The sequence below is a fragment of the Methylophaga sp. UBA3613 genome (genome assembly GCF_002375415.1).
Classification (GTDB): Bacteria; Pseudomonadota; Gammaproteobacteria; order Nitrosococcales; family Methylophagaceae; genus Methylophaga.
Genome location: NZ_DFLS01000004.1, coordinates 440,355 through 466,449, shown reverse-complemented (window position 1 = coordinate 466,449; position 26,095 = coordinate 440,355). Strand labels below are relative to the sequence as shown.

The 26,095-nt window shown below is 45.1% G+C and carries 21 protein-coding genes; 6 read left to right on the top strand and 15 right to left on the bottom strand.

Annotated features, from left to right (window positions below; translation table 11 throughout):
* From B3S93_RS04400 to B3S93_RS04385, 4 genes are all read left to right on the top strand, one after another.
* Nucleotides 1-975 (top strand): FecR family protein, encoded by a 975-nt coding sequence (locus B3S93_RS04400; RefSeq protein WP_292399647.1) that lies wholly within the window; start codon nt 1-3, stop codon nt 973-975.
* Nucleotides 976-1,093: 118 nt separating this feature from the next.
* Nucleotides 1,094-3,526 (top strand): TonB-dependent siderophore receptor, encoded by a 2,433-nt coding sequence (locus B3S93_RS04395; protein ID WP_292399649.1) that lies wholly within the window; start codon nt 1,094-1,096, stop codon nt 3,524-3,526.
* Nucleotides 3,527-3,930: 404 nt separating this feature from the next.
* Nucleotides 3,931-4,863, top strand: coding sequence for an LLM class oxidoreductase (locus tag B3S93_RS04390; protein ID WP_292399652.1), 933 nt, complete (start codon nt 3,931-3,933; stop codon nt 4,861-4,863).
* Nucleotides 4,864-5,025: 162 nt separating this feature from the next.
* A complete protein-coding gene (locus B3S93_RS04385) occupies nt 5,026-6,300 on the top strand; it encodes an MFS transporter (RefSeq protein WP_292399656.1) in 1,275 nt (424 codons plus the stop codon).
* Nucleotides 6,301-6,329: 29 nt separating this feature from the next.
* Here B3S93_RS04385 and B3S93_RS04380 read toward each other — a convergent pair whose 3' ends face one another.
* From B3S93_RS04380 to B3S93_RS04360, 5 genes are all read right to left on the bottom strand, one after another.
* The gene (locus B3S93_RS04380) at nt 6,330-6,680 is read right to left on the bottom strand and encodes a DUF2200 domain-containing protein (protein WP_292399659.1); all 351 of its coding nucleotides are present in this window, start codon (nt 6,678-6,680) and stop codon (nt 6,330-6,332) included.
* 90 nt (nt 6,681-6,770) lie between these two features.
* On the bottom strand, nt 6,771-7,409 hold the full coding sequence (locus tag B3S93_RS04375) for a hypothetical protein (RefSeq protein WP_292399661.1): 639 nt from the start codon (nt 7,407-7,409) through the stop codon (nt 6,771-6,773).
* A 99-nt stretch (nt 7,410-7,508) separates the two neighbouring features.
* Nucleotides 7,509-8,105: a hypothetical protein gene (locus tag B3S93_RS04370; protein ID WP_292399664.1), complete on the bottom strand. Its 597-nt coding sequence runs from the start codon at nt 8,103-8,105 to the stop codon at nt 7,509-7,511.
* A gap of 102 nt (nt 8,106-8,207) precedes the next feature.
* Complete coding sequence (locus B3S93_RS04365) at nt 8,208-9,005, bottom strand: DUF3800 domain-containing protein (protein ID WP_292399667.1); 798 nt, start codon at nt 9,003-9,005, stop codon at nt 8,208-8,210.
* A gap of 266 nt (nt 9,006-9,271) precedes the next feature.
* A complete protein-coding gene (locus B3S93_RS04360; protein ID WP_292399669.1) occupies nt 9,272-10,633 on the bottom strand; it encodes an MBL fold metallo-hydrolase RNA specificity domain-containing protein in 1,362 nt (453 codons plus the stop codon).
* Nucleotides 10,634-11,287: 654 nt separating this feature from the next.
* Here B3S93_RS04360 and B3S93_RS04355 point away from each other — a divergent pair.
* Nucleotides 11,288-11,506 (top strand): hypothetical protein, encoded by a 219-nt coding sequence (locus B3S93_RS04355; RefSeq protein WP_292354007.1) that lies wholly within the window; start codon nt 11,288-11,290, stop codon nt 11,504-11,506.
* 62 nt (nt 11,507-11,568) lie between these two features.
* Here the strand turns inward: B3S93_RS04355 and B3S93_RS04350 are convergent, their stop codons facing one another.
* The 5 genes from B3S93_RS04350 to B3S93_RS04330 all read right to left on the bottom strand — a co-directional run bounded on the left by B3S93_RS04350 (nt 11,569) and on the right by B3S93_RS04330 (nt 20,095).
* On the bottom strand, nt 11,569-12,306 hold the full coding sequence (locus B3S93_RS04350) for a YcnI family protein (protein ID WP_292399671.1): 738 nt from the start codon (nt 12,304-12,306) through the stop codon (nt 11,569-11,571).
* A gap of 47 nt (nt 12,307-12,353) precedes the next feature.
* A complete protein-coding gene (gene rep, locus B3S93_RS04345) occupies nt 12,354-14,366 on the bottom strand; it encodes a DNA helicase Rep (RefSeq protein ID WP_292354003.1) in 2,013 nt (670 codons plus the stop codon).
* Nucleotides 14,367-14,372: 6 nt separating this feature from the next.
* Nucleotides 14,373-15,875: a YifB family Mg chelatase-like AAA ATPase gene (locus B3S93_RS04340; protein ID WP_292399674.1), complete on the bottom strand. Its 1,503-nt coding sequence runs from the start codon at nt 15,873-15,875 to the stop codon at nt 14,373-14,375.
* A 163-nt stretch (nt 15,876-16,038) separates the two neighbouring features.
* Nucleotides 16,039-18,165 (bottom strand): TonB-dependent siderophore receptor, encoded by a 2,127-nt coding sequence (locus B3S93_RS04335; protein ID WP_292399676.1) that lies wholly within the window; start codon nt 18,163-18,165, stop codon nt 16,039-16,041.
* A 229-nt stretch (nt 18,166-18,394) separates the two neighbouring features.
* Nucleotides 18,395-20,095 carry a methyl-accepting chemotaxis protein gene (locus tag B3S93_RS04330; protein WP_292399679.1) on the bottom strand — a complete coding sequence of 567 codons (1,701 nt, stop codon included), beginning with the start codon at nt 20,093-20,095 and terminating at the stop codon, nt 18,395-18,397.
* 363 nt (nt 20,096-20,458) lie between these two features.
* Here B3S93_RS04330 and B3S93_RS04325 point away from each other — a divergent pair, with 363 nt between their 5' ends.
* Nucleotides 20,459-21,622: a DUF481 domain-containing protein gene (locus B3S93_RS04325; protein ID WP_292399682.1), complete on the top strand. Its 1,164-nt coding sequence runs from the start codon at nt 20,459-20,461 to the stop codon at nt 21,620-21,622.
* 7 nt (nt 21,623-21,629) lie between these two features.
* Here B3S93_RS04325 and B3S93_RS04320 read toward each other — a convergent pair whose 3' ends face one another.
* From B3S93_RS04320 to phnC, 5 genes are read right to left on the bottom strand one after another with little or no spacing between them, the layout of a single operon-like run.
* A complete protein-coding gene (locus tag B3S93_RS04320) occupies nt 21,630-22,505 on the bottom strand; it encodes a LysR family transcriptional regulator (RefSeq protein ID WP_292353994.1) in 876 nt (291 codons plus the stop codon).
* Entirely contained in the window at nt 22,493-23,509 is a 1,017-nt protein-coding gene (locus B3S93_RS04315) for a phosphonate dehydrogenase (protein WP_292399685.1), read from the bottom strand. The genes B3S93_RS04320 and B3S93_RS04315 overlap by 13 nt, the downstream gene beginning before the upstream one ends.
* 9 nt (nt 23,510-23,518) lie before the next feature.
* On the bottom strand, nt 23,519-24,325 hold the full coding sequence (gene phnE / locus B3S93_RS04310; protein WP_292399688.1) for a phosphonate ABC transporter, permease protein PhnE: 807 nt from the start codon (nt 24,323-24,325) through the stop codon (nt 23,519-23,521).
* 9 nt (nt 24,326-24,334) lie between these two features.
* Nucleotides 24,335-25,204, bottom strand: coding sequence for a phosphate/phosphite/phosphonate ABC transporter substrate-binding protein (gene phnD, locus B3S93_RS04305; protein ID WP_292353989.1), 870 nt, complete (start codon nt 25,202-25,204; stop codon nt 24,335-24,337).
* The gene (gene phnC / locus B3S93_RS04300; RefSeq protein WP_292399691.1) at nt 25,204-26,052 is read right to left on the bottom strand and encodes a phosphonate ABC transporter ATP-binding protein; all 849 of its coding nucleotides are present in this window, start codon (nt 26,050-26,052) and stop codon (nt 25,204-25,206) included. Before phnC ends, phnD begins: the two co-directional genes overlap by 1 nt.
* Nucleotides 26,053-26,095: the final 43 nt, after the last annotated feature.

Here is a 26,095-nt window from a genome sequence, read left to right as displayed (position 1 = left end):
ATGGCTGAGCCTTCTCATAAGACGTTGGAAGAAGCCGCCGAATGGTTTGCCATTCTTCGTGATGGTCAAGCCAGCAATGACCACAAGTCAGGCTGGCGTAAATGGCTTGATGCCAAACCTGAGAATAAAACCGCCTGGCTTTACGTGGAAAAAATCAGCCAGGGTTTCCAGCCCTTACAGCAAACACCCGACCCGCATAGCACAGCTGACAATCTATACAATGCCAATCAACGATTACGTCAACGCCGCCGACTTCTCAGTGGCATGGCCAGTATTGCTGTGATTGGTTTAGCAAGTCATTTCAGCTGGAATAGAAAATGGCTGCCTGACAGTGTGATGGCATTGGCTGCTGACTACCGCACCAGTGTCGGACAACAAACTGATATCAACCTGCCAGATGGCTCGCAGGTATGGTTAAACACAGCGAGTGCCATCAATGTTGATTACACAACCCAACAAAGACGCATTGAGTTACTCCAGGGTGAGATCTTTATCGAGACAGCAAAAGATGTCAGAAGATCATTCGTTGTAGATACGGTGCATGGAAGATTAACTGCGCTCGGAACACAATTTAACGTGATGAACCTGCAACAGGATATCGAGCTCACCGTCTATGACGGTTCAGTGTCTGTTCATACCAATAACGACCACTATGTTGAACTTCAAGCAGGTGAAACAAGCCGTTTTAATGAAAGCCAGATAATGCCAAAACAGAATGCTGTAACTGCCAGACAGGCCTGGAGACAGGGATTGTTAGTGGCAGAAGATATGACACTGCAGGAGCTGATTGCCGAGCTTAACCGTTATCAATATGGCTATATCAATATCTCTGATGAGGTTGCTCAGCTGAAAGTGTATGGCAGTTTCCCGCTAGCGGATACTGACCGTGTTTTGGCAATGCTCACCAGCGTTTTGCCCATACAGGCACGTCAGGTGTTTCCAGGGTGGATCATTCTGGAACCAATCCAGAGTTAAATTTCAATTTAATCAAATACCTACAGATTGTTTTCGTTTTATTTCAAATTATGGTTCCGGGTTTACACGCCTCATCCGTTTATATCTGTATCAACACTAAACTCGATGAGGTAAAACAATGGTGAAACCACAACGCCACACACAACCGGGTATAAACCGATTTAAGCCACTGGCACTTTCGATCCATCTTATTGCTGCTGCCAGCATAGGGACGTTGCTGACACTACCTGCTGCACAGGCAGAAACAACGCAATCTGCGGCTCAAGCCACGCAACAATTTAATATCCCCGGCGGTTCGCTTAGTCAGGTACTGGCCCGCTTATCTGCCCAGGCTGGAATCTATCTTGTGGGTGCTTCGGAATTAGCCAGCGGCAAGAGCAGTGATGGATTACAAGGCAACTATACCGTTGAAAATGCATTAAGCCATATTCTCAACGGCAGTGGTCTGGTCGCAGTTGCTCAAGGTGACAAAAGTTACGCTTTGCATCAAGCCAATCAGGATGATCAAAGCGTCACTTTATCGACGATGCAGGTACAAGGTCTGGGTATGAATGGCTCGGCCGCCAATGCCTATCGGGTGGGTGATGTTTTCGCTGGTGCACTGGGAAACCTCTCAAAGCAAAATACGCCGTTTACCATTGAAACTTACTCTGAAGATTACATTGCTAATCTGCAGGCACGTTCGCTGGGTGAGTTAACCAAATTTGATGCCGCTATCAGCCTCTCATCGAATAATTTGATCACGGAAAATAACGCATTTTCGATTCGCGGCATCAATCCGGATTTCGATACCGGACAGAAACTCGATGGAATGAATTTCCGCAGCCGTGCCAAAGACCTCCCTCTGGAACACCTTGAACGCGTAGAAATTCTGAAAGGTGCGGGCGGTTTTCTGTATGGTTTTGCTGCTCCCGGCGGCATCATCAATTATGTGCTTAAACGGCCAACAGAAGAATTCAAAGCCAGTGTTTCCACACAAGTGATGGATAGCGGATTGCTAATGGCACACGGCGATGTCGGCGGTCGTGTCGGTCCAGATGATATATTTGGTTACCGCGTTAATGTGGTCAGTGAGGCTGGTGACACTTATGTCGATGACAGTGAGGCCTACCGTAAATCAGCTTCTGTTGCCGTCGATTTACGTATTACGCCGGATCTGACCTGGCAGGCAGATGCACTGATATCTGAGCGTAAAAGCTATGGTGGTTATTTTTCGATTTCCCCCAACTCCGACGGTTCTTTCACTGATCGCACAGTCAGCAATATTGTCAGTCCAATTGACGGTGATAAACGCCTGGCTCCAGAGTGGACCCGCTACGAATCGGAGCACATTACCACGGGCAGTGATTTAATTTGGCAGATTAATAATAACTGGAACAATAAACTTTCCTATCGTTATTCCACCAGCTACCGCAACCCGTTGATGCCCATTTTGTACGTGGATGGCGATGGTAACTATTCGGCTACACTTTACAATTACAACAATCTGTTCAAAAGCTATCAGACACAGAATGTGCTCAGTGGCATCATTGAAACCGGCCTTGTTACGCATAATGTGGTGGCTGGTTTATCACATACCCGCACTATTTCATCAAATAGCAGCGGTATTGGTACACTGGCTATTCCACTGGGATCGGGTAATGTATCTTCCCCTGTTGATTTCGAGCGTCCAGTTGGCCATCTTGATAAAAGTGATGCCAGCTTTAATGAGTATTCCAGAGTCACCCGTAAAGAAGTATTTCTTTCCGATACGCTGAATGTCGGCGACAGCTGGGATTTCATTATTGGGGCACGCTACGGTAGTCTTGAGGATGACTATGGCGATTATAAAGAGAGTGAAATCACCCCTTCCTTCGCAGCCATTTATCGTCCACTCGAATGGATGTCCATTTATGCCAGTTATGTAGAGGCCTTTGAACAAGGTGCCACAGCACCGAACACCGCTGCCAATGCTGGCGAGGTTTTTGAACCGTTAATCAGCAAACAGTACGAGACCGGCATCAAAGTTGAGCATGATAACTGGTCGGCCAATATGGCAGTTTTCCAGTTGCAAAAAGGCCTCACCTACGAGGATGAGAATGATGTCTTCAGCCAGGATGGTGAAGCACGTTATGAAGGTCTTGAGCTCTCCACCCGGGCCAAAATCAATGAACAATGGTTAGTGGGAGCCAGTGCAATGTGGCTGGATGCCACCAACCGAAAAACTACTGATGAAAGCCTCGAAGGAGAACCAATACAAGGTGTCGCCGACAAACAGTTCCGTTTATACAGTGAATATCAGGTGCCGAATACCCAGCTGACCTTGACCGGCGGCGCGCAATATACCAGCCAACGACCACTGGATACGGCAAACCAATGGCATGTCGGGTCAGTGACGTTGTTTGATTTGGGCGCTCGCTATGAAATTGATCTCAACAAACAACTACTGACACTGCGGCTGAACGTTGAGAACCTGACAGATAAAGCCTATTGGTTAACCTCTGCAGGCAGCTCTAGCATTGCCCAGGGCGCACCACGCACCATCAAACTGGGAGCCCAACTGGACTTTTGATATTTAAAAACCCCGGTAGTTCTCGCTGCCGGGATTTCTGCATACTATATAAGCAGGGACACACGCTAACTTGGATTATTGAGAGTCAAATCACAGAGATGTATTGGCAAATGCCTGCATCTCAACACAATATGGTGGATTTGTTACCGCTTGTGGCGTGACCGCAGGTCCAGCAAGCGTTGCGCCAGTGATATTAAGAGGTGTAACAGCAGCCATTAAGAGCATAATGGCCCAGAGAACAAAAAGCAAAAGATTGGCTTAGGTTATCTGAATTTCGAAAAAACCGAAGCGATGGTTGAGGATATTTCGTTAGATTAGGTCAAAGGGAAAGCAATCGGCTTCTTGTATGGAAAAGTACGAGGTCGAACAATTATTTCGACAAAAATCTAGTGGAGCATGGTTACATGAAAAATGAACCGACTAATGCCAACAGCATATTTACTGAAGGAAAATTAAGTTTAGGCCTTATGTTTCCCCTTGAATCCTATCAGGGGGATGTTCCAACTATGGCCAATCAGGAGTCATTGGCTTGCTTGGCAGAAGAGGCAGGATTTTCTGCGCTTTGGTTTAGAGATGTTCCTTTGCGAGATCCCCTGTTTGGCGATGTAGGACAAATTTATGATCCCTTAGTCTATATGAGTTGGATTGCAGCACATACTAAGAGAATAAAGCTGGCGACAGGATCGCTCATACTGCCACTAAGACACCCTGTTCATCTGGCTAAATCATTAGCATCACTCAATATACTTAGCAATGGTCGTATCGTAGCAGGTGTTGCATCAGGTGACCGACCAATTGAATTTCCAGCATTTGGGGTTGACCTAGAATCAAGGGGGCAATTGTTTAGAGAGCATTTCGAGACACTGAAAACATTGCTGTACGACACGTTACCACGGTACAACAATTCTTATGGCGTCTTGGACGGTCGAGCGGACAGTCTGCCTAAGGCAAAAGAAGTGATTCCATTATTTGTCACTGGACATAGCCAACAAAGCTTAGACTGGGTTGCAAAAAATGCAGATGGATGGATTACCTACCCCAGACCACTCGCAATTCATGATCGAATTGTCAAAGAGTGGTATCGAATATTGGACGAGAATAATCAACCTTTCAAACCGTTCGCACAGTCTCTCTACATAGATTTAGTTGCAGATCCTAAAACGCTGCCAACTCCCATCCATTTAGGCATTCGCACTGGGATTAAAGCGCTGTTGAATTATTTATTACATCTTAAGGGTGCAGGTGTTAATCACGTAACGATCAACCTCAAGTATGGAAAACGTCCCGCGAAAGAGGTAATTCAGGAATTGGGAGAATATATCGTACCTTCAATTTAGAAGATATTTATATCCACTCCAATGAACACACAAGGATCAGTTATAAACATAGTCCACATAAATCAAGTTTGCTGTATCCTGCCTTGAATTTGTGTAGAAAATAATCAAAATAGTGGCTTGCTGTGTTTACACGCAGCAAGCTGTTTTCGTTCAGGAACCCCCATGTTTTTCAAAAGAGCCTTATTACCGATTTCATCGTTGTTCTTCTCTATTGCACTGTTAGCAACGGGTTACGGTTTATTGATGACCTTCATCGGCATCTTCCTGAAACAGGAAGGCCTCAATGAGGGCGCCATCGGCTTAATCAATTCCGCTTTTTTCCTGGGCGCGATGTTAGCCGCAATTTTCAGTCAAAAACTCATCGTCACCGTAGGTCATGCACGCAGTTTTTCGGCTTTTTCTGCAATTATGGTCATGGCATTTTTAGGGCACGCCTTATGGTTTGATCCCTGGTTTTGGGCCACATTACGTTTGGTATCCGGTTTTGCCTTTTACGCCATGCTGATCGTATTAGAAAGCTGGCTCAATGAAAAAAGCTCCTCTGAAGACCGCGGTAAAATCCTTGCGATATACACCATCGTATTCTTCTTGGCATTGGCATTAGGTCAATTGCTATTAATACTGGAGATGCCAGCCAATACGATTTTCATTCTGGGTTCCATTCTGGTGCTCTGGTCGCTGGTATTGGTCGCGGTGACGCGTGTCACGCAACCTGTATTAAAGCCCTTTGAACGTTACAGCATGCCAAAATTATTATCGATAGCCCCTTTGGCATTGGTGGGGAGCTTTATTGGTGGAGTGTTTGTTGGCGCGTTTTACACCATGCTACCGCTGTACGTCTTAAATCTGTTTGATCAGCCTAAGGTGGTCTCATTGTTTATGACGATTACCATTCTGGGTGGGCTGATGGCGCAATTGCCTGTGGGCATGTTATCGGATCGTTTAGGCCGTCGGAAAATGCTGGCCTGGTCTGGATTTTTCAGTGTTGGTGTTTTGCTGCTGATGCTGATTTTGCCTTTGATTTGGCGTGATAGTGTGGCGTTGCTTTATACAGTAGGATTTTTATTGGGTGTCAGTTTGTTCAGCATTTATCCCTTGAGTGTTGCCCGGGCCAATGATGTATTTGATGAAAACACCGACCTGGTTGAGATTAGCCGAACCTTATTGTTTTCGTATGGCTTCGGGTCATTTATTGCACCGTTAGTTTTGGGTTTTGTACTGGGATTTTCAGCAATCGCCTTTTTTATCGTGCTGGCGTTGTTTGCCTTGGTATTAGGCTATTACTCATTACAAAGCGAGCGAGTTTCAGAAGACCATATGAATGTCTATGTTGCCGTTCCGGCAGCATCCGGCAGCGTTCTTGCTGAAATGGATCCACGCATGGACGATCAATGGGTAGAAGATCATCGTCCTCATCCGGAGCACGCGCATAATTAATCAAGTATCTAGTCTGTTGATAGCTGGTTTTAGTACCGGAGAATCTTCTCCATCGACTTGCCTTTAGCCAGCTCATCAACAAGCTTGTCCAGATAACGAATTTTCTGCATTAATGGGTCGTCGACTTCTTCAACCCGAACGCCACAAACCACACCTTTGATCAGTGAGCTATTTGGATGAATGGCTGGAGATTGAGCAAAAAAAGTTTCAAAATCATTTTCCAGTTCGATTTGTAGTTTTAAGCCAGCTTGGTCATAACCGGTCAGCCAACAGATGATTTGATCCACTTCCTTTTTTGACCGATTTTTTCGTTCGACCTTTTGAATATAAAGCGGATAGACCTTTGAAAATGGCATGTTGAAGATAGGATGTTTAGCCATTTTCATCCCCAAATAACGTTGGTCTCATATCAAGTTTGCTGACCCCTTGATATTCCTGTCATTTCACATCCAAAAATGGTTCTGACTTAATTATGGTTTAGGCCAGCGAGAAGTATAACTTTCAGGCAATGATATGCCATTCTCTGAAGCAAATTCATGCGTATACACATCCAGATCTTTTAATAAACTAGGGTCTGATTTTTCTGCTGCACTAGCGATTCTTTTGAATGTCTTTTCAAGATACGTTTGATTATTCAAATACAGTCCAGGAGCAATGCCTAATTCGAATAACTCAAGACATTCGCGGCCATTCTGGTTCCTTGTTATGATACATTTAGCTGCTATCAATTGCAGTTGTTTGGTGTTTATTTGTTTTTGGGATACCTTTGTGTAGGACCATCTTTGAGTAAATTTTTCTGGCAGAGTGTGGCTGTTCTCAGCTAAGTGCTGATAAGTTAAATCAATCTGGTTCTCCATTTCTTCTGGATCATGGCTTTCAGCTATTTCAGAACTCTCCAATTGGTAAGACTTATTACTCTTAGATAGCTCCGGTGATACTCCAAGCTCTAAAAGGTCATTACAAGCCTCGCCGGCCCCGTAAGTCTGACAATCAATGACAGATGGTGACAATTTGCCAACTTGTTTGTTATCACTTAGCCATGAAATGACAAGTGCCAGGACAATGAAACCGAGAGTAGTTGATGTTACGGCAATTACTTTTTTATTCATTTTTTTTCCTTAGTTTGTCTTCAGGTAAATAACGATGGATATTAAGTAACGAGGGAATGAATCAAAAGTGTCAGAGTCAATTGAAAATTAATAACTGGTTCAAAGATCTGATGGTTCGAAAATTTGGTATTTCAGAGCACCGCTGCTCACATCAAGAACCTCCACAACATAACCTTCCATCACAATTGAGGTATCGCCTGGTTTTAATATTATTGGTGTGGCGCCCTGTGGAATAATGGCGTGAAAATCGCTTGTTGGCGACAAAGTAGTTGACGAGTAATTGGTGGAGGCTCTCCCGCTGACAGTTCCGTAATTTTCATTCCCATAGTAACTTCCGGAAGCTGTCGTGTTTGCAGAACCGTAAGTTGTCGAAGCCCCACTGCGACTCATGGTCGTCTCATTGGTTATTATTTGAACATCATTTCGGTAAAAAACTACCGCTCCTGATTTTTCAATCCCAACGAACCGAAGTTCACTGAAACCTTCGTTTGTTTTACGCCCGAAAATATCAGCATTACCAAATGCGTTTTCTAGATCACGTTTCTTGTTAACTCTCAGCACGATGTCACCTTTGCCAGCTAAAAGTGGCTGATTGGTGGGCTGTTCCGCCAACCTGCTTTTTTCAATTGATGCGCAAGCAGATAGGGCCACACATACTAACGTTATTACGACTGCACGAATGGCTAAAACTTTCATCTGCTAACCCTATGTTGGATATATATTTAACATGTTAAGGACTGTGGCCCAATAATAATTCTTAACGCATCATTTAGATTGAGTGTTTAAGACCAAATATCGTTATGAATCAGGATATGGATATTTCAAATGCACGATATTTGTTTTTACGCGCCGCACCGCTTCTTTTGGAGGATCGAAGAAATACCATATATTAAATTTCCTTTCTCGAACGTGAGTATCCGAGTCAAACGTATTCCAGCCGAGATGTTCCGCTACAATCTGTCGTACAGCTAACTTGGCAGGATTAGATGCTTTTTGTTGCCAAGTCTCCATAACTGCACCTAGCAGCAAATCACACAATTGTATTGATGGAGTTAACTTCGAGTCGCGAGTGATCACCGATTTAACAGGCGATCTACCTCGGAATTCTTGGTTGAGCACATTATTGGAGATTACTTCAACGGCTTCGTCAGCCTTATCGTATCGGGAAGCAATTGGGTCAACATAAACACGAAACTCATGCTCTCTATCTGGAAAGCGCTTAAGCGCTTTTCCCATTTTGTTCGTTAATAGCATCGTAAAATGCTTCCGACGAGCTAAGTCCCAATCATTGTTATGAAACTCACCCTTTCTGACAGTGTCTTTTCTGACGACCAAACAATGGAACACAATCCAGTGCCGTTGAAAGAAATAAGAAATCAACTCCTGGTAAAATGGTAAATTTCGCTCCGAATTGACCTTGTTCCATTTACACTCATCTCTAAAGCCATGACGCTCCTTGATAGCTCGGAAATCTTCAAGAAAATCTCCGCGACGCTGCCACTTAAGCCAAAGACTCCCAAAGCCATAATGGGCTGAGCCATGAACGCCAGATTCATCACACGCTATCAACCAACTCCGAACGCCGATATTTTCCATGTTCGTACCTTTCCAAAAGCTAATGCAAAACTAAGCCAATACTGGCTGAATATTCATATCGGCCTCAAAATGAGAGATAGCTCACAATTTATACGGTTTTTGATATTAAAACAAACCTTTGATTTATTTGAAATATAACGATGAATCGAAGATTTGAATTTGATTCAGACGAATTCAGTAGCTGCCATAAAACTGCACCGGCAATTCAAAATTTTTCTTCGTGTCCTCTGTGTCTCTGTGGTTATTTTTTGAAAGCTGATGAGTTATCAAATATCCACTTCTTCAAACAGTTCTGGCACTTCGGCATCCCAGCCAAATTTTTCGGTGATGTGTTTACGCATGGTGTCGCTGGCGACGACTTCGCCGTGGGTGACGTAAACTTTATCGGGCTTGAGGTTGCCCTGCTCTAACCATGTCAGGATTTCATTGTAATCACCATGAGCGGACATGGAATCCATATTATGAATTTCGGCTTTTACCGGCCAGTAAGCACCGTGGATTTTGACAGATTGAGCCCCATTCACCAACGCATCACCACGGGTGCCTGGAGCCTGAAAGCCGGCGAAGACAATACTGTTACGTGGATTGGGTAATAAGGTTTTAAGGTGATGCAATACCCGACCGCCGGAGGCCATACCGCTTGCGGAAACAATCACACACGGGTAGCGCATGGTATCTAGTTCAATGGCTTCCTCTACCGTGCGGATGTACTGAGTTTGATTATCTATCAGCGCGCACTGGCTTTGATCCAGCTTATGTTCTTTGTGGTGATTGATGAAAGTCTCCGTGGCCTTGATAGCCATCGGGCTGTTCAGGTAGACCGGCATTTCGGGGATTTTGCCTTCTCCCATAAGTTTATGCACCACATACAGCAGCATTTGTGCTCGGCCAACAGCAAAAGCAGGCATCAGCGTGATACCACCACGGGCTGCGGTTTTGGTAATGATTTCTGCAAGTACCGCTTCGGGATCTGATTCACCATGGAGGCGATCACCGTAGGTGGATTCGCATACCAGTACATCTGCGTGCTGGAGTGGTTCCGGTGGACGCATGATAATGTCGTTTTGTCGCCCTACATCACCCGAAAATACCACTGTTCGGTCTGAAGCTTTGTGATGAACATGCACACAGGATGAGCCCAGAATATGTCCTGCTGGTGTGAAGCTGACTTCAAAGCCTTTTACCGGCTCAAATGTCTCATGGTAATGCAGAGATTCGAAATGTTTTAACGCTTCTCTGGCATCTTTTTCAGTAAATAACGGTTCCGGGCTCTCGTGTTTTGAGAACTTCTTGCGAGCAGCATATTTGGCATCTTCCTCTTGGAGATAACCAGCATCTGGTAACAACACATTACACAGTTCGTGGGTGGCCTTGGTGCAGTAGATTTTACCTTTGAAGCCGTTCTTCACCAGTGCCGGCAGATAGCCGGAATGATCGATATGAGCATGAGTGAGTACCACAGCATTGATAGTTGAAGGATCTATCGGAAATGGCGCCCAGTTACGCCGTCGCAGTGTTTTCACTCCTTGATACAAACCACAATCCACCAGTAACCGGTGGTTATCATCAGAAAGTAGATAGCGGGAGCCGGTTACTGTGCTGGTACCACCGAGAAAGCGAAGTTTCATATGCGTGTGATCCTTGTCTGGCAAATGCTGTTTTAGCTAGAGAACAAGTTTACTGGGGTTAGACATTCAAACAGTTGATATGGGTCAAATCTTTGGTGACTTCTGCTTTACCAATCTTACCAGAGACGCAACTTATCAGAGGACTGCCTTTAAGTTGGAAGACCACCCTACATTGACCATCTAAATTAAAAGGTTCGGTAAAGACTGGAATATTTAGATCTCTTTAATGTAGTAGGGATGTATCGATAGTAAAGCTTATTTTCTCTGCGCCCTTTGGGTCTCTGTAGTTAATTTCTAAAAGTTAATGCGTTATTAAATACCGGACAAAAATGCCCTGTTTATTTAAAATCAAAAAGTCAGAATTAATTGAAATTAAGGTTGGCAATAGTCATGGGCAGATTTGAATGAACATAATTCAGGATCGTCTTAACTCATGTTCTTGTATTTTTGTTTATATACGTTACTGTAGAAAACACTAAAGCATTTCAATTCTGTAAATCTCTAAGCAGGTTATGCGTAAGGCGAATTCATTTTTCACCTTGAGATACTGTTAGCCACATTGAATGGTTACCCCCTGCAAATTATCGCGTTAGTCATTCCAGTCTTGCAATTGCTGCAAGATATCTTCTTTAACTACCTTAAGGAAATAACATAATGACACTACAACAAAACCATGGAGAAAGCTCAGTGAGTATCTCCACTATTATCGCCGCTTCTAAAAAGTCTGAATATGAGGACAAAGAAGATGAAAAATCACCTCAGGTTCCAAACCCTTCGAAAGGAACCTATCAGCCGGCTGATGATCCGGATGAGGATAAACAAAAAGAGGCTGAAGACGCGCCGCCTATGCCGCAGCCGCCTACTCCTCCATAATGCATAAAAAAAGGGCCCAATTTAAATTAAAAACTGGGCCCTTTTTATTCAGTCAGAGAGAATTAATGGTGATTATGGTCACCGGTGCCATCCACCACTTTGACAAACGGGGCGGGGTGTTGCAGTGTGGTTTGTCCATGTCCAGAATGGGCTGAATGATCCATTTTATCGGCTGTATCCGTCATATCCATCTGATGACCATGGTGATGTTGATCGGCTTTTACCTGATCATCGTCGCTTGAAATTTCTGATTTTTTCGCTTGATCATTTTGATGCTCTTTATCCAGCCCTTCCATTTCTTCCATCAGATCAATCACGGATTGGGGACCAGTTTCGGGCATGGTTTTTTTGACCGGTTCCACCTCAGCAATTTGATCCCAATACAGTTCACCTGCTTCACATTTCTGAATAACTGGGAAATACAACACGCTGGTAGCTCCAACGCCGACACGGCCCCGGAAAATAAACTCATCAAAATGAATATCGTGTAATGAATTACCCGACCAGGTGATCTGTCTTACTGCTTCGGTTATCTCAATCCCATCCTTAAAGAAGGGTCGTTCAACAGGTTTTTTAACAATTTCCAGCTGCCAGCCTGCTTTGGGCATGGGTTGTACAAATTGCAGACCTTCGGGAATATCGACGGTAATGGAGGTAGTGGACGAACCATCACAGCCTGCTGTTACGGTGAGTATACCTTTGTAATAGCTGCCACTTTCGGCCTGAGTCTGTTCCAGAAACACTTGAGCATTTGCCAGGCCAGGAATCATCATCGCCAGGTACAGAAGTTTTGTTTTCATATTTACCGCCTTAGTCGTATCCGCTAATAGGTTATACAACCTATGTGCTACTTAAGCATATCGCGAATATTGGATAAATGGGCTTTGCCACGCTCTTTTCGCTCTTCTGGATCGACCTGTGTTTTTTCGGTCATCCAAATCAAGTCTTCTGGTGGTAATTCGCGAAGAAAACGACTCTCTTCACAATCCACCTTTTCGCCATAACGTTTGCGGGTGTTTGCCAGCGTCATTACCAGGCTGCGTTGTGCCCGGGTGATGCCAACATACGCCAGACGCCGTTCTTCTTCGATGGAATCCTCTTCAATACTGGTTCGATGTGGCAGGATTTCTTCTTCCATACCGACAATGAATACATGTGGAAATTCCAGTCCTTTAGCAGCATGTAACGTCATCAGATGCACTGCATCGGACTGATTTTCATCCGCCTGACGGTCCATGATATCCATCAACGTTAAACGTGCAGCAATATCACCTATGGATTTTTCTTCGGTGTCCTGATCAATCATTCGTTCGATCCAACTAACCAGTTCATCGACATTTTCCATACGACGATTGGCTTTATTTGGATCGCCGCTGACTTCTTCCAGCCAGCCGCGGTAATTGATTTCCTCGATCATATCTTTGATCGCGTCCAGCAGATTGCCACGAGCAGCGCGATCAGCAATATCAATCAGCCAGCGGGTAAAGACTTCCAGATTCTGCACTGATTTAGCTGGCAGGCTTTCCGCCAATCCCATTTCAAAACAGGCTCCGAACATACTGGTGTTACGTTTGGCGGCGTATTCACCAAGCGCCTGCAAGGTGGATGAACCGATACCACGACGTGGGGTATTAATGACCCGTAAAAACGCATTATCGTCATCCTGATTGGCCAGCAGTCGCAGATAGGCCATGATGTCTTTGACTTCGACTCGCGAGAAAAACGAGGTGCCACCGGTCAAAAAATACGGCACATTATGTTCGCGTAACACTTTTTCCAGCGAACGGGACTGATGATTACTGCGATACAAAATCGCATAATCCTTGAAACTCGCCTGGTGTTTGAGCTTGTGATATAGCAGCTCGGAAATGACTTTTTCCGATTCATGCTCGTCATCACGACAACCAATGATCCGAATGGCATCGCCCTCACCCATAGCGCTCCATAAGCGCTTTTCAAACACATGGGGGTTATGACTGATAAGTTTATTGGCAACTCGCAGGATACGGCCCATGGAACGATAATTCTGTTCCAGTTTAATCAGATTTAATCGGGGAAAGTCCGTTTGCAGTTGCACCAGATTTTCCGGGCGTGCGCCACGCCAGGAATAAACTGATTGATCATCGTCCCCTACCACGGTGAGCTTTTCACGAATGCCAACCAATTGTTTGACCAGCTCGTACTGGCAGCCGTTGGTATCCTGATATTCATCCACCAGCAGATAATGAATTTTCGCCTGCCATTTTTGCAACACATCACGGTGTTCACGAAACAGAATCACTGGCTTTAAAATCAGGTCATCAAAATCCACAGCGTTATAGGCCTGCAATGCCTGCACGTAACGTGGGTAAACCCTGGCAGCAAATTCCTCTTGAGCCCCATCAGCAATCTGGGCGGCTTGTTCGGGCAGAATCAGCTGGTTTTTCCAGTTTGAAATCAGATTTTGTACTTCCTGGGCATGATCGCTGTCAGCCGCAAAATCGCGTCCCATCAGATCGCGGAAAACTGCCAGTGAATCCTGCGCATCAAAAATGGAAAAACCCGGACGATAGCCTAATGATTTGCCATCACGACGCAGGATATTCAATCCAAGCGTATGGAATGTGGAGACCATCAAACCACGTGCTGAGGCTTGTCGGGTAGACATCAGCTCCGCAACCCGCTCCTTCATCTCACGAGCGGCTTTGTTGGTAAAGGTAACGGCGGCGATATTGCTGGCTTTGATGCCGCACTGCTCGATCAGATAGGCAATCTTGCGGGTAATAACCCGCGTCTTGCCACTGCCGGCACCAGCTAACACTAACAACGGTCCATCGATGTAACGCACAGCTTCCCGCTGTTCCGGATTGAGATCTTTCACTAAATATTAATTCGCTGTGTCGAGGCGTCGATAGCCGATGGCTTCTGTTAAATGGACTGTTTGAATGTCGGGTGAACCGGCCAAATCAGCAATGGTGCGGGCCACTTTTAAAATACGATGATAGGCACGGGCCGACAGACCAAAACGGCTGATGGCTTTTTCTACTAATTGAAAATCCTGATCTGACAAGGTGCAAAAAACCTCTAGTTCTTTATGTTGCAGGGACGCATTGGCTTTATTGGCACGCTCCAGTTGAATCTGTCGTGCCTGAATCACTCGCTGACGAACCACTTCACTGGATTCCGGCGGGACATCATCAGGCTGAGGTCGCAACAGTTTTTTATCCACTGCCGGCACCTCCATCAACATATCAATGCGATCCAATAACGGGCCGGAGATCTTACCACGGTAGCGCCTGACTTGCTCTTCTGTGCAATGACATCTTGCCTGCCCCAGATAACCACAAGGACAGGGGTTCATTGCGGCAACCAATTGAAATTTAGAGGGAAATTCCGCTTGATTAGCGGCGCGGGAAATAGTTATTTTCCCAGATTCAATTGGCTCACGTAAAACTTCTAATACTTTACGATCAAACTCCGGTAACTCGTCAAGGAACAGCACACCTTGATGCGCCAGCGAAATCTCTCCCGGTTTAGGCTGGCTGCCTCCACCGACTAAGGCCACAGCAGAAGCGGTGTGATGTGGCGCCCGAAAAGGACGCTGCATCCAGTTTTCTACCTCAAATCCGGCAGACGATATGGAATGAATAGTCGCCGTTTCAATCGCTTCCTGCTCAGTCATCGGCGGCAGAATTCCTGGAAGCCGACTAGCCAGCATAGTTTTTCCGGTTCCGGGCGGACCAGCAAAAAGTAGACTATGTGATCCAGCAGCTGCGATTTCCAATGCCCGTCTGGCAGATGCCTGACCACGTACATCTGCTAAGTCTGCATAATTATTTTGAATATGTTTCTGTTGATTTATATTGGTCGATAAACGCAATTGATCATGCAAATGTGCACAGACTTCCAACAAGCTCTTAGCGGCAAAACTCTCACCCTGTTCAGTCAGGGCCGCCTCTTCAGCATTCTCAAACGGCACCATTAATTGTCGGTTAGTCTCAGATGTGGCTAATGCAGTTGGTAACACACCGCGAACACCACGCAGTTCACCGGTAAGACCGAGTTCACCGATAAACTCCATACCACTTAACGATTGCACCGGAATTTGATTAGAAGCCGCCAGAATGCCCAAAGCAATCGGCAAATCAAATCGCCCACCCTCTTTGGGCAAATCTGCAGGAGCCAGATTAATAGTGATACGTTGCTGAGGAAAAGTGAACTGAGAGTTAATCAACGCCGATCGAACGCGATCCTTGCTTTCCTTAACCGCTGTTTCCGCCATACCCACAATCGACAGACTGGGTAAACCATTAGAAAGATGCACTTCAACCGTCACTGCCTGAGCATAAATACCGGTCAAAGCACGACTGTAAACCGTGGCAATACTCATATTCCTTCCCTGGAAAATTAGTGTAAGTCGATTCTAGACGATTAGCGCTATGTAATGAAGACCAATCCCGGCTTAATCAAACCTGGTTATCAGTTTCCTATATCAACAATAAAAAAGAGGTCAGACATTGTTAAATGTCTGACCTCTTGATTAGCTAATGGATTTACCAGTTATAGTTAACTGTAGCCAGGACTTCGCGGCCCGGATTGTAATAATTGGCCGTACCGGATCCCACTACGTGTTGCTCATCAAACAAGTTACGTACATAAACCGTTAAATCGGTATTTTGGTAAAACTCGTAACTGAATGAAGAATCAACCAATGTAGCTGAATCGCTCTTTGCTGAATTCACTGCATCGAAGTAGTACGAGCCGGTATAACGAACGCCAAGGCCCAAACTCATATCCCGAGCAGGAAATGTGTAATGCCCCCAAACCGATGCCATTTGTTTTGGTGCAGATGTAAACTCATTGCCTTTAATAGAAGAGCCATCACGTAAGGTGCCGCTTACTACTTCTGTCTCCATGTAAGAATAAGCACCGGTTAAGCTGAAACTATCGCTTAATTCTACTTTGGCCTCTAAATCCAGCCCTTTTACTCTTGATTCACCAATAGTCTCCCGTTCAATCGATCCATTTTCTTGAACAACAGCGATAGTGACATCGTCTTTGGTCAGATCATAGATAGCCATTGAGTAAAGCGCGTTAGAACCAGCAGGAGCAAATTTCAGACCCACTTCATATTGCTTACCACGCTCTGGTTTTACACCAATTGATGGAGGAGCAACCGATTCAACCATACTGATATAAGTGGAAACCTCGTCTGTAACTTTATAGGTTAGCGCGCCACGCAATGATGTTTCAGTTAAATTATCCGACTTTTCGAATCCGGTAATATCCGTACTTGAAAGATCCATGTGATCAGTACGAACTCCAGCCGTAACAATAAAACGCTCAGCAAATGACAGGTTTTGTTGTAGGAAAATAGACTCCGTTGTGTAATCCTGATCATTTGCACTATATGGTGCTGGAAGACTCGATATACCGCTATAAACTGGATTGGCAATATTAATAGGTGCGACTACATTCGGGTCATAAATACTACTATCTTCGGTAGATGCATCACGATACTCAACACCAATGAGCGTACTTGTATCAAAGTGCTCAAAGCGAGCATCATATTGCACAATTGCGTTACCTATTAGCTCCTGAGCTTGGCTGTCTGTCCCAAAATAATCTCTGTTTGCACCTGCGGCGCTTGAAGTGCCTGTCAAATAAGCATAACCAAAATCATCAGTTAAATCGCTATAGCGTAAATTAGCGCGAACAATAAAACCGTTATCAAAGTCATGGCTGAACATGCCGGTTATGCTGGTGCGTTCTACTTCCTGAGAATTGAAATCGGGTTCACCATAAAACTCATCGCGGTCATACTCCCTGTCTTTAGGATAACCACCACTGTTAGGCGTACTATCGCGATTCAGGTAATCCAATAATAATGTCGCAGAGGTGAAATCAGTTGGCTCCCAGGTAATGCCGCCCATAAAGAACTCATTATCGTCTTTGGAATAATCGTATTCGCGTTCACTGTCCTGAAATTTACCGGTAAAGCGGTAAGCGAGCGTTTTGTCTTCGTTTAAGGTGTCACCGACATCAAGACCGACCTCTTTGCGGTCAAATGAACCATAACGGGCATAACCGCTGCCAAACTGCTCAAATTTTGGCGTTTTGCTGACAAAATTGACCGATCCACCCGGATCAGCAGCCCCAAACAAGGTTGAGTTTGCACCGCGTAAGACTTCAACGCGCTCAAAGGCATAGGCATCTTCGCGCACCCCACGCATTGAACCCAGTGTCATACCATCGCGATAAGTTGTGGCCTGAAAGCCGCGAATCTGGAAATAATCATTACGATCATCCGTACCGTAAAAATCCGTGATAATGCCAGGCGTGTACTGCAACACTTCTTCGGTGGTGCTGGCATGGCGTTGCTCAATTTCTTTTTCGGTAATCACTGAGACAGAAGCAGGTGTATCCAGAATACTGGTCGCTACTTTTCCACCCACCGAAATTTCCTGAGCGACGATTGAATTTGCATCATCGTCAGCCATGGCTTGAGTATTAACGATGATTGGGGCAAACCGATAGACTTCTTTATCGCTTTCTTCCTGTGCATTCACGCTAAGAGATACAGCGACTAATGGCGTACATAGAAGAAGAGCAGCAGTATGACGTTGGGACTTAGTGTTTAAAGCTTTTAACGGGATTTTTTTATTATCAATGCGAGACATTTATCTTCAACTTACTAACGAGGAGAGGAATCGCCGCATGTATAGCAACGATGAATTGATAAATTATCAGCTAGTCAAAAATTACTGTCAATAATAATCTAAATAATATTCATTATTATCTACAAGTAAATAAAGTTTGTGACCTCAAGGGTCTGTTGATCATTCAAATGTGACTATGAAGATCAACAAATCCCTGGTTAAATTTAAAGAAAAGGTTTACGCGATTGTTTTATGAAACGTTAAACTGCCTAACCATCGCCGTGAGTTTTTCACTTAACTTGGCAATTTCCTGGCTGGCTTTGGAGACTTGTTCTGAGCCTTCTGCAGTGCTTTCAGACACATGTTGAATGGTATGAATATTTCGGTTGATATCGTTTACCACATGGCTTTGTTCTTCTGCTGCTGTGGTAATCGATAGATTCATTTCGGTGATGGCACGGACTGACTGTGTGATTGCCAGCAACGAACCTGTTGCTTCTGTGCCCTTGGCGACTAGTTGGGTAATACTCGACTGGTTTTGCTCCATGGACTGAACCGCATTATCTGAACCAGCCTGTAATGTTGAAATAAGCGATTCAATTTCCTGTGTAGATTGTTGTGTGCGTTGAGCAAGTGTACGAACTTCATCTGCCACGACTGCAAAACCACGTCCCTGATCCCCTGCCCTGGCAGCTTCAATAGCAGCATTCAGTGCCAACAGGTTTGTTTGTTCGGCGATGTTTTTGATGACATCCAGAATAAGACCGATGTTTTCGCTATCCGTCTTCACTTTGGTAATCACGCCGGAGGAATCATTGATTTCAGAGGCTAATGCATTAATTGATGTCATGATTTGCTCAACGACATTTCTGCCTGCTTCAGAGTCAGCTTCACCTTTGCGGGCGGCATTTGATGCTTTCTCAGCATTTGCCGCCACTTCTTCTACCGTTGCCGTCATTTGATTGATAGCAGTAGCAACCTGATCTGTTTCATTTTTCTGTTTAGCAATATTGGTATTGGTTGTTTCGCTGACTGACGAAGTTTCTTCCGCGGCGGTCGATAACTGCTCGGATGCAGAAGTAATCCCCACCACCAGCTCCTGAAGCTTTTCAACGAATGTATTAAACACGCCGCCCATCGCCCCGACTTCATCTTTGCTGGTGAAGGTCATTCTTCTGGTGAGATCGTTATCCTGTGCCATGGCGCTGAGGGTACTCATAACCTCTTTGATGGGCCGGACAATATTATTAATAATAATTTTTGAAATGAAGACACCAAGTAATAATGATGCTGCAGCGATGGCTATCAGGCTAAGGATGCTTGTTTTTTGTTTCTGCTCAACGTTACTGACCGCACGTTGTGAAATGTTATCAATACTCGCCTTCATCGCAGCCAGAGTGACGAATAATTCCGCTTCAATCGTTTTTAGTTCTCGCTGTTCCTCTTCAGACAAATAACCACCGCCGGACATGCTGCCACCCCGTTTGATGACATTGATCGCTGCATCTACATAAGCCTGATAGTTCTGTTGCTGTTGAACGATTGTTTCAATATTTTCCGACATGCTTGTCACATCCACCAGCATTTCAGCTTGCAGGTTTGTGCTTTTGGCTTGTTCAAGAATACCGACGGTTTCAGCCAAGGTAAGCTGACTCTCTGTGGTTATATTTTCTATTTCTGCGAAATGGGTCTTGATGATACTTCTGGGCGCACCAGAGCGGGCATCCAGCAAAAGTGACTGCAAGGTAGCGGCTTTTTTGTACTGAAGTTCGCTGGTCTTGGCGACGCGTCTTTCAAGTGGAATAACCATCTCATTCATCACCGAAAATTCTTCTGAGATTTCTTGCATTTTTAAAATTGCAAAAGCCGCTATCAATAGTTGGGTCAACCCAAGAACAATGACCACGGTGAAAATTTTCTTGCCAATCGGCAGGTTATTTATGAACTTCATTGTTTATCCTGATAAGGGGATCGGTGATGGCTTAAAGCGTTATGCCATATAACAAAAGATTATAACGGCACAGCTTCAGCAAACCTAGGAAATTTTCCCAAGTGAAAATTCTCAAAAGTGACAATAGCCAAACGTCATTTGAAGAAAATGAATATTCTTTTTCACAGTATTTTCACGTTTTATTTTTTAGGGTCTGTGGGAGTCGTTTTTCCAGACCGCGAATAAATTGTTTTAAAAATAACGTTTCAGTCAATTTATAAAGCTTCGGTTTCGCATCCTTGGCAAAGCATTTTTGAACCAAAGGTAATCCATCAAATAATCGTCGTAGATTCACGGAAGACCTTAATCAAACACGGAGAAATCATGCTTCAACGTCGATTGAGCACCGCTATATCCACCGTTCTTCTTTTCACTTCCACCAGCCTCGCAGCGGATCAGATATTGCTCGATGATGGCAGTATTCTTAAAGGTTCTATTAAACAGATTTCTGAAGGCAAAGTGGTTATGGATACTGCTTTTGCCGATGAAGTTACCGTTGATTTCAATCGAGTGACACAAATCAGTACAGATCAGAAGCATCTTATTGAACTTGATAGTAGTGATCGGGTTCTGGGCCAGCTGACTGTTAATGATAAGGGGCAACACCAGTTAACTGGTACAGCATTTGGTACAGTGGATATCGATCCAAAACGGATTAATACGCTGTGGGAAAAAGATGCTGTGCAACCCCAGAATGCTCAACTGGAACAGCAATATCAGCAGGAAATTGAGCAAATCAAAACAGCTCAGGCAAAGGAAAAAGCCGCATTGGAAGAAACGTATACAGCCGAAGTGCAACAGCTCCGAGCGGAACGCGAAGCACTACTGGATCCATGGAGCGGTAATCTGGCATTTGGTATTCAGGGAGCCAGTGGTAATACTGATCGAATGTCCGTCACCGGTCGGGGTGAGCTTTTCCGAGAAACTGTGAATGAACGTTTAGGCATGTACCTGGAAGTCAATTATGCCAAGGAAGATGACGAACAAACCGAGAACGAGAAACTGGCGGGTATCAAATTAGAACGTGATATCAGTGAAAACTATTTTGCCCGTGGCAGCGCCGATTTTGAGATTGATGATTTTGAAGAACTGGATTTACGGGCAATAGCCACCGCCAGTCTGGGTCGATTTTTTATTCAGGAACCGGATTTAGTCTTTAAAGGCTTTGCCGGTGTCGGTTATCGATTTGAAAGTTACTCTGATGGCACCACTGAAAAAGATCCAACGGGCGTTTTAGGTTATGAAACCAATTACAACCTCAATAGCCGAATGAATCTGTTTCACGATTTAACTTACTACCCTTCGTTTAGCAGCCCCGGACAAAATTATCTGCTGGTCACTAATTTTGGCGCTGAATTGCCAATTACCAACGATGAAGCCTGGAAGCTACGCGCCAGCCTGAGAAGTCAGTACAACAGTCAACCAGCCGGCGATGCTGAAACGACTGATACCAATTATCGGCTGAATCTGGTTTACGATTGGGAGTAAACAGACCCTAGGGATTATCCTGTAGCAGATAATCGACAAACTCCGGCCGTTTCTGTTGAGCGGCCGGGTGTTGTCGCCAGACAAGTTGGATGGACTTTCTTAAAGCATTATCTTCAATCGGAATGGCGCATAAACTTCCATGCCTTACCTCATCGGCAACGGCAGAGGCAAATACCAGTGAGATACCCAGCCCCGCCCGAACTGCCTGTTTCACAGCCTCTGTGCTTCCTAGTTGCATTGTGACTTTGGGCATCTGCTGAAAATCCTGTAAATACGTTTTTAGCAATCGACCTGTTCCACTCCCCGATTCACCGCCTATCAAATCCAGTCCGGCTAAAATTGATTTACTTATTGATGGCAGCTTTGCCAGCGGATGATCCGTGGGTGTAATCAACACCAAAGGTTCTATTTTCCAGGTTTGCGATTCAAACCCGGCTTTAGATGACCACCATTCCATCAGGGCAATATCGATTTCAGCGTTTTCCAGTTTGTCAGCAACTGTAGGATTGTTATCAATCAGTAAGTCCAGCTTGTCTTCCTCCTGTGATTGATGGCGAAGGAAATCATGTAAATAAGGCTGCAATAGATAAATACCGATATTGGAACTGGCACCCACTTTAAGCTTGGGTGACTTAATTGCCAGTAACGCTCTGTCCTGTAGACGTAACATGCTCTCAGCATAAGGCAACAACCTTAACGCATGTTCTGTCGGCTGGCAGCCACTACGTCCTCGCTGAATCAGTGACACCTTCAGCATTTCTTCCAGCTTTTGAATATGCTGTGTGATGGTAGGTTGAGCTAAACCCAATTGACTGGCCGCCGCCTGAAAACTGTGCTGCTCGATCACGGTTATCAGGCTTTTCAGCCAGATCAGGTTGAGCATGACATTTCCTTTTTGTCAGATAACTGATTTGCTGGATCAAGTGGCCGTTCACCTCGTAATACGCTGAGAATGTTTTCAGCGGCACGTTGTTCAATGGCCAGTCGAACCTTGCTTACAGCTGAACCGATATGTGAGGTGAATAGCGTCTTGGGATGCGTCAACAGCTCCTGATCGATTTCACCTGGTCGATCCGCTCTTGCCCAATCCTCCATTTCAAATACGTCACTGGCATACCCAGCCAGATGGCCCTTACTCAGCATGCGTAAAACGGCTGCTTCATCGACAACTGACCCACGACAAGGATTGACCAAAAACGCACCGGACTGCATCTGCTTTAAACGCGGTTCATTCACTAAATGCTGCGTTTGCGCGTTTAAAGGCAAGGCCATAATCACAATGTCAGCCTGTGCAAGCGCTTCATCCAGTGACACAAACTCCAGGTTTAATGCCACCTGTTTTTCAGCAGATAAAGGCTGCTGATCGGTATAAATTAATTTTGCATCCCAGCCAGACAGTCTTTGAGCAATCGCCTGACCAATCGCTCCCATGCCGATAATGGCAATGGTAGAGCCTTCAACGCCAAGCCCATAAAATTGTGGTCGCCAGCCTTTAAAATAGCCGCTTCGCACATGTTCATCGGATGCCCGAATATGGCGGATCAGCCCGACCATCAGACCAATGGTCAATTCAGCCGTGGGAACGGTCAGTAAATCCGGCACAAAGGTCAGCCAGACATTGTTCGCCGTGCAGGCTTCCACATCAAAATTGTCATAGCCTTTTAATGCAGCACCGATTACTTTCAATTTAGGGCAGGCCTTTAGGAAATCTGCATCAACCCGATCCGGCATAAACACCATTAACGCATCAGCATCCGCTGCCAGCTGCATGGTGTCATGCCGTGAAAGACTGCAAGTCGTCTGATTGGTTATCACATCACAATGCGGTGCGAGCATTTCCAGCACTTCATCATGTACTTTATGGGTAATCACCAGTTTTGGTTTCATTGTCATCCTTTACTTGAATTTTTTGCGTAACACGCCGCTTAATGCGTCAACCAGCGTAACCATCAACAAAATCACCAGAAGAATCGCAAATACTTCCTGATACTGCATAATGCGTAGCGACCCCATCAGCTCAAAACCGATGCCGCCGGCTCCGACCATGCCCATGACCGTGGAAGCACGGAAGTTATATTCCCAGCGATAAATGGCCACATCGGCAAACTGAGGCATTACCTGGGGCAGAATGGCGTGATATAACACCTGCATTGGCGAAGCGCCGGCTGCTCGGGCTGCTTCAACGGGCGCTTCATCCACATGTTCTATCGCTTCAGCAAAGAACTTGCCCACCATACCAATCGAATGCAGTGCCAAAGCCAATACACCGGGTAATGCCCCAAAACCGACAGCAGCAACAAAAATAATCCCCATAATCAGTTCTGGCACTGATCGCAAAGCATTCAAAACGATGCGTGACAGTTGAAAAACCACACCATGGGGAGATGTGTTGCGAGCTGCTAAAAACGCCATTGGTACCGAAAACATCACAGCAATCGCGGTTCCGGCAATACTCATCGCCAGGGTATCCAATAAGGGTGAAAACCAGTCACGAAGATGGGTAAAGTCGGGTGGAAATGATTCACTGGCCAATGTGCCAATAGCAGGCAAACCATTCGCCAGTAATTCAAAATTAAGGACATCAACATACCAGGCTGCCAGCAGAATGATGGCCAATAAGGCCATCACTTGCAGAGTTTGTTTTTTCCAGCGCTGGCTGTAACGTTTCAGTGCCTCTGATTGTTCAAGGACATGGGTAGTCATAAATCAACCTTACATCTTGGAAAAATCAAGATTCAGTAATTTGCCCATATCACGAATCACGTCATAGTCTGCATCGGTAATCGGTGCAAAACCCTCGGCTTTAAAGTTCTTCAACACTTCTTCATCATCCAGACTGATAAAGGCGTCTTTGATTTGTACTTTCAGTTCATCATTCAGGTTTGAACGCATGGCCCAAGGGTATTGAGGAAACGGCTTACTGTAACCCAGCACTTTTACCTTCGCCGGATCAATCAGTTCGCGTTCTACGACATACTTGAAAATCACTTCAGACAAGCCACCGGCATCGGCATTTCCATTGGCCACATTCACTGCAACGGCATCATGGCTTCCCACAAAATGCTGTTCATAATCAGTTTCTGCTTCGATCCCACCTTCTTCCAACAGCACCGTTTTAGGGATGAGATGGCTGGAGGTAGAAGCCCGGTCACCGTAGGCCATTTTTTTACCTTTGATATCCGCATATGAATCCACACCGGAATCGACGTTGGCAATCAGAATAGAACGATAAGTCGGCACCCCATCTATCACCATGGCAGCAAACGGTTCAATCTCACTTTTCGATTTCGCCATCACATAAGAAAGTGGTCCAAAATAGGCTAAATCAATACGGCCAAATCGCATCGCCTCAATCATCGAGGAATAATCGGTGGTGACAATCAACTCTACTTTTTTATTCAGCGTGGATTCGAGATAGTCTTTTAACGGTTGATTCCGCTTGATGAGCTCTGACGCATTTTCATCGGGAAGTAAGGCAACTTTTAACGTATCCGGATCTGGGTCAGCATCAGCCGCCATGCTTGGGGCAACGGCAGTGACCAATAAGGATGTCGCTAACAGTAATTGTTTAAACAGTTTCATCAGGCAATCTCCAGTTGTGTTGCAGTTTTAGTAGGTAAACGTTCAGGGGAGGATTTGGGTTGGCTATCTTGGGTGGATTTATTTTTTTCAGCAGGTTGCTGGTAAATCAACGCCAGTTGTTTGTCATCAAGCTGTTCAGGGGCAGCATCAAACACCACTTGTGCATTGGCCAGACCAATAATGCGATCGGCAAAACGTTTGGCGTATTCAAGCTGATGCAAAGACACAATGCTGGTGATACCGTCTTCAGCACAGATTTTTTTCAGCTGAGACAGGACTTTTTCGGAAGTAGCAGGATCCAGACTGGCAACGGGTTCATCCGCCAGAATGATGGTGGGCTGCTGAGCCAAGGCTCTAGCAATACCGACTCGTTGCTGCTGCCCCCCAGATAACTGATCAACACGCGTCATGGCTTTATCCGCCAACCCGACCCTATCCAGACAATGTAATGCCAGCTCCAAATCGCTTTTAGGCATCGGCATAAGGCTACGCCAGAATGAGTGATAACCCAGCCGACCCATCAGCACATTTTGTAAAGCGGTGTGACGCAGGATCAATTGATGGTGCTGAAAAACCATAGCGGTTTTACGGCGATGTCGGCGCAGGGTACGTTGATTGTTCAATACCCCGAATTCGGCTGAAATCACTTTACCTGAAGTCGGTTTGACTAGATGATTCAGTGCCCTTAATAACGACGATTTTCCGGCTCCTGATAATCCAAGCAGTACATTGAATTTGCCAGCTTGAAAGTCGATTGAAGTTGTTCGTAATGCTTCAATACCACCTGGATAGGTAATACCAAGATTATCAATTGAGAGAATCGATTGAGATGTCTTGGTTGTAGTCATATCATCACCTTTCGCAATATTTAGCACCGCAGTATTGCGGTTC

Coding starts and splice junctions, on each gene's coding strand:
- B3S93_RS04350 (WP_292399671.1), bottom strand. CDS start 12,306: ATGAAAACAAAACTTCTGTACCTGGCGATGATGATTCCTGGCCTGGCA.
- phnD (WP_292353989.1), bottom strand. CDS start 25,204: ATGAAACTGTTTAAACAATTACTGTTAGCGACATCCTTATTGGTCACT.
- B3S93_RS04390 (WP_292399652.1), top strand. CDS start 3,931: ATGAAAAATGAACCGACTAATGCCAACAGCATATTTACTGAAGGAAAA.
- B3S93_RS04340 (WP_292399674.1), bottom strand. CDS start 15,875: ATGAGTATTGCCACGGTTTACAGTCGTGCTTTGACCGGTATTTATGCT.
- B3S93_RS04395 (WP_292399649.1), top strand. CDS start 1,094: ATGGTGAAACCACAACGCCACACACAACCGGGTATAAACCGATTTAAG.
- B3S93_RS04375 (WP_292399661.1), bottom strand. CDS start 7,409: ATGAATAAAAAAGTAATTGCCGTAACATCAACTACTCTCGGTTTCATT.
- B3S93_RS04380 (WP_292399659.1), bottom strand. CDS start 6,680: ATGGCTAAACATCCTATCTTCAACATGCCATTTTCAAAGGTCTATCCG.
- B3S93_RS04355 (WP_292354007.1), top strand. CDS start 11,288: ATGACACTACAACAAAACCATGGAGAAAGCTCAGTGAGTATCTCCACT.
- B3S93_RS04360 (WP_292399669.1), bottom strand. CDS start 10,633: ATGAAACTTCGCTTTCTCGGTGGTACCAGCACAGTAACCGGCTCCCGC.
- B3S93_RS04330 (WP_292399679.1), bottom strand. CDS start 20,095: ATGAAGTTCATAAATAACCTGCCGATTGGCAAGAAAATTTTCACCGTG.
- phnE (WP_292399688.1), bottom strand. CDS start 24,325: ATGACTACCCATGTCCTTGAACAATCAGAGGCACTGAAACGTTACAGC.
- B3S93_RS04365 (WP_292399667.1), bottom strand. CDS start 9,005: ATGGAAAATATCGGCGTTCGGAGTTGGTTGATAGCGTGTGATGAATCT.
- phnC (WP_292399691.1), bottom strand. CDS start 26,052: ATGACTACAACCAAGACATCTCAATCGATTCTCTCAATTGATAATCTT.
- B3S93_RS04315 (WP_292399685.1), bottom strand. CDS start 23,509: ATGAAACCAAAACTGGTGATTACCCATAAAGTACATGATGAAGTGCTG.
- B3S93_RS04370 (WP_292399664.1), bottom strand. CDS start 8,105: ATGAAAGTTTTAGCCATTCGTGCAGTCGTAATAACGTTAGTATGTGTG.
- B3S93_RS04385 (WP_292399656.1), top strand. CDS start 5,026: ATGTTTTTCAAAAGAGCCTTATTACCGATTTCATCGTTGTTCTTCTCT.
- B3S93_RS04320 (WP_292353994.1), bottom strand. CDS start 22,505: ATGCTCAACCTGATCTGGCTGAAAAGCCTGATAACCGTGATCGAGCAG.
- B3S93_RS04335 (WP_292399676.1), bottom strand. CDS start 18,165: ATGTCTCGCATTGATAATAAAAAAATCCCGTTAAAAGCTTTAAACACT.
- B3S93_RS04325 (WP_292399682.1), top strand. CDS start 20,459: ATGCTTCAACGTCGATTGAGCACCGCTATATCCACCGTTCTTCTTTTC.
- B3S93_RS04400 (WP_292399647.1), top strand. CDS start 1: ATGGCTGAGCCTTCTCATAAGACGTTGGAAGAAGCCGCCGAATGGTTT.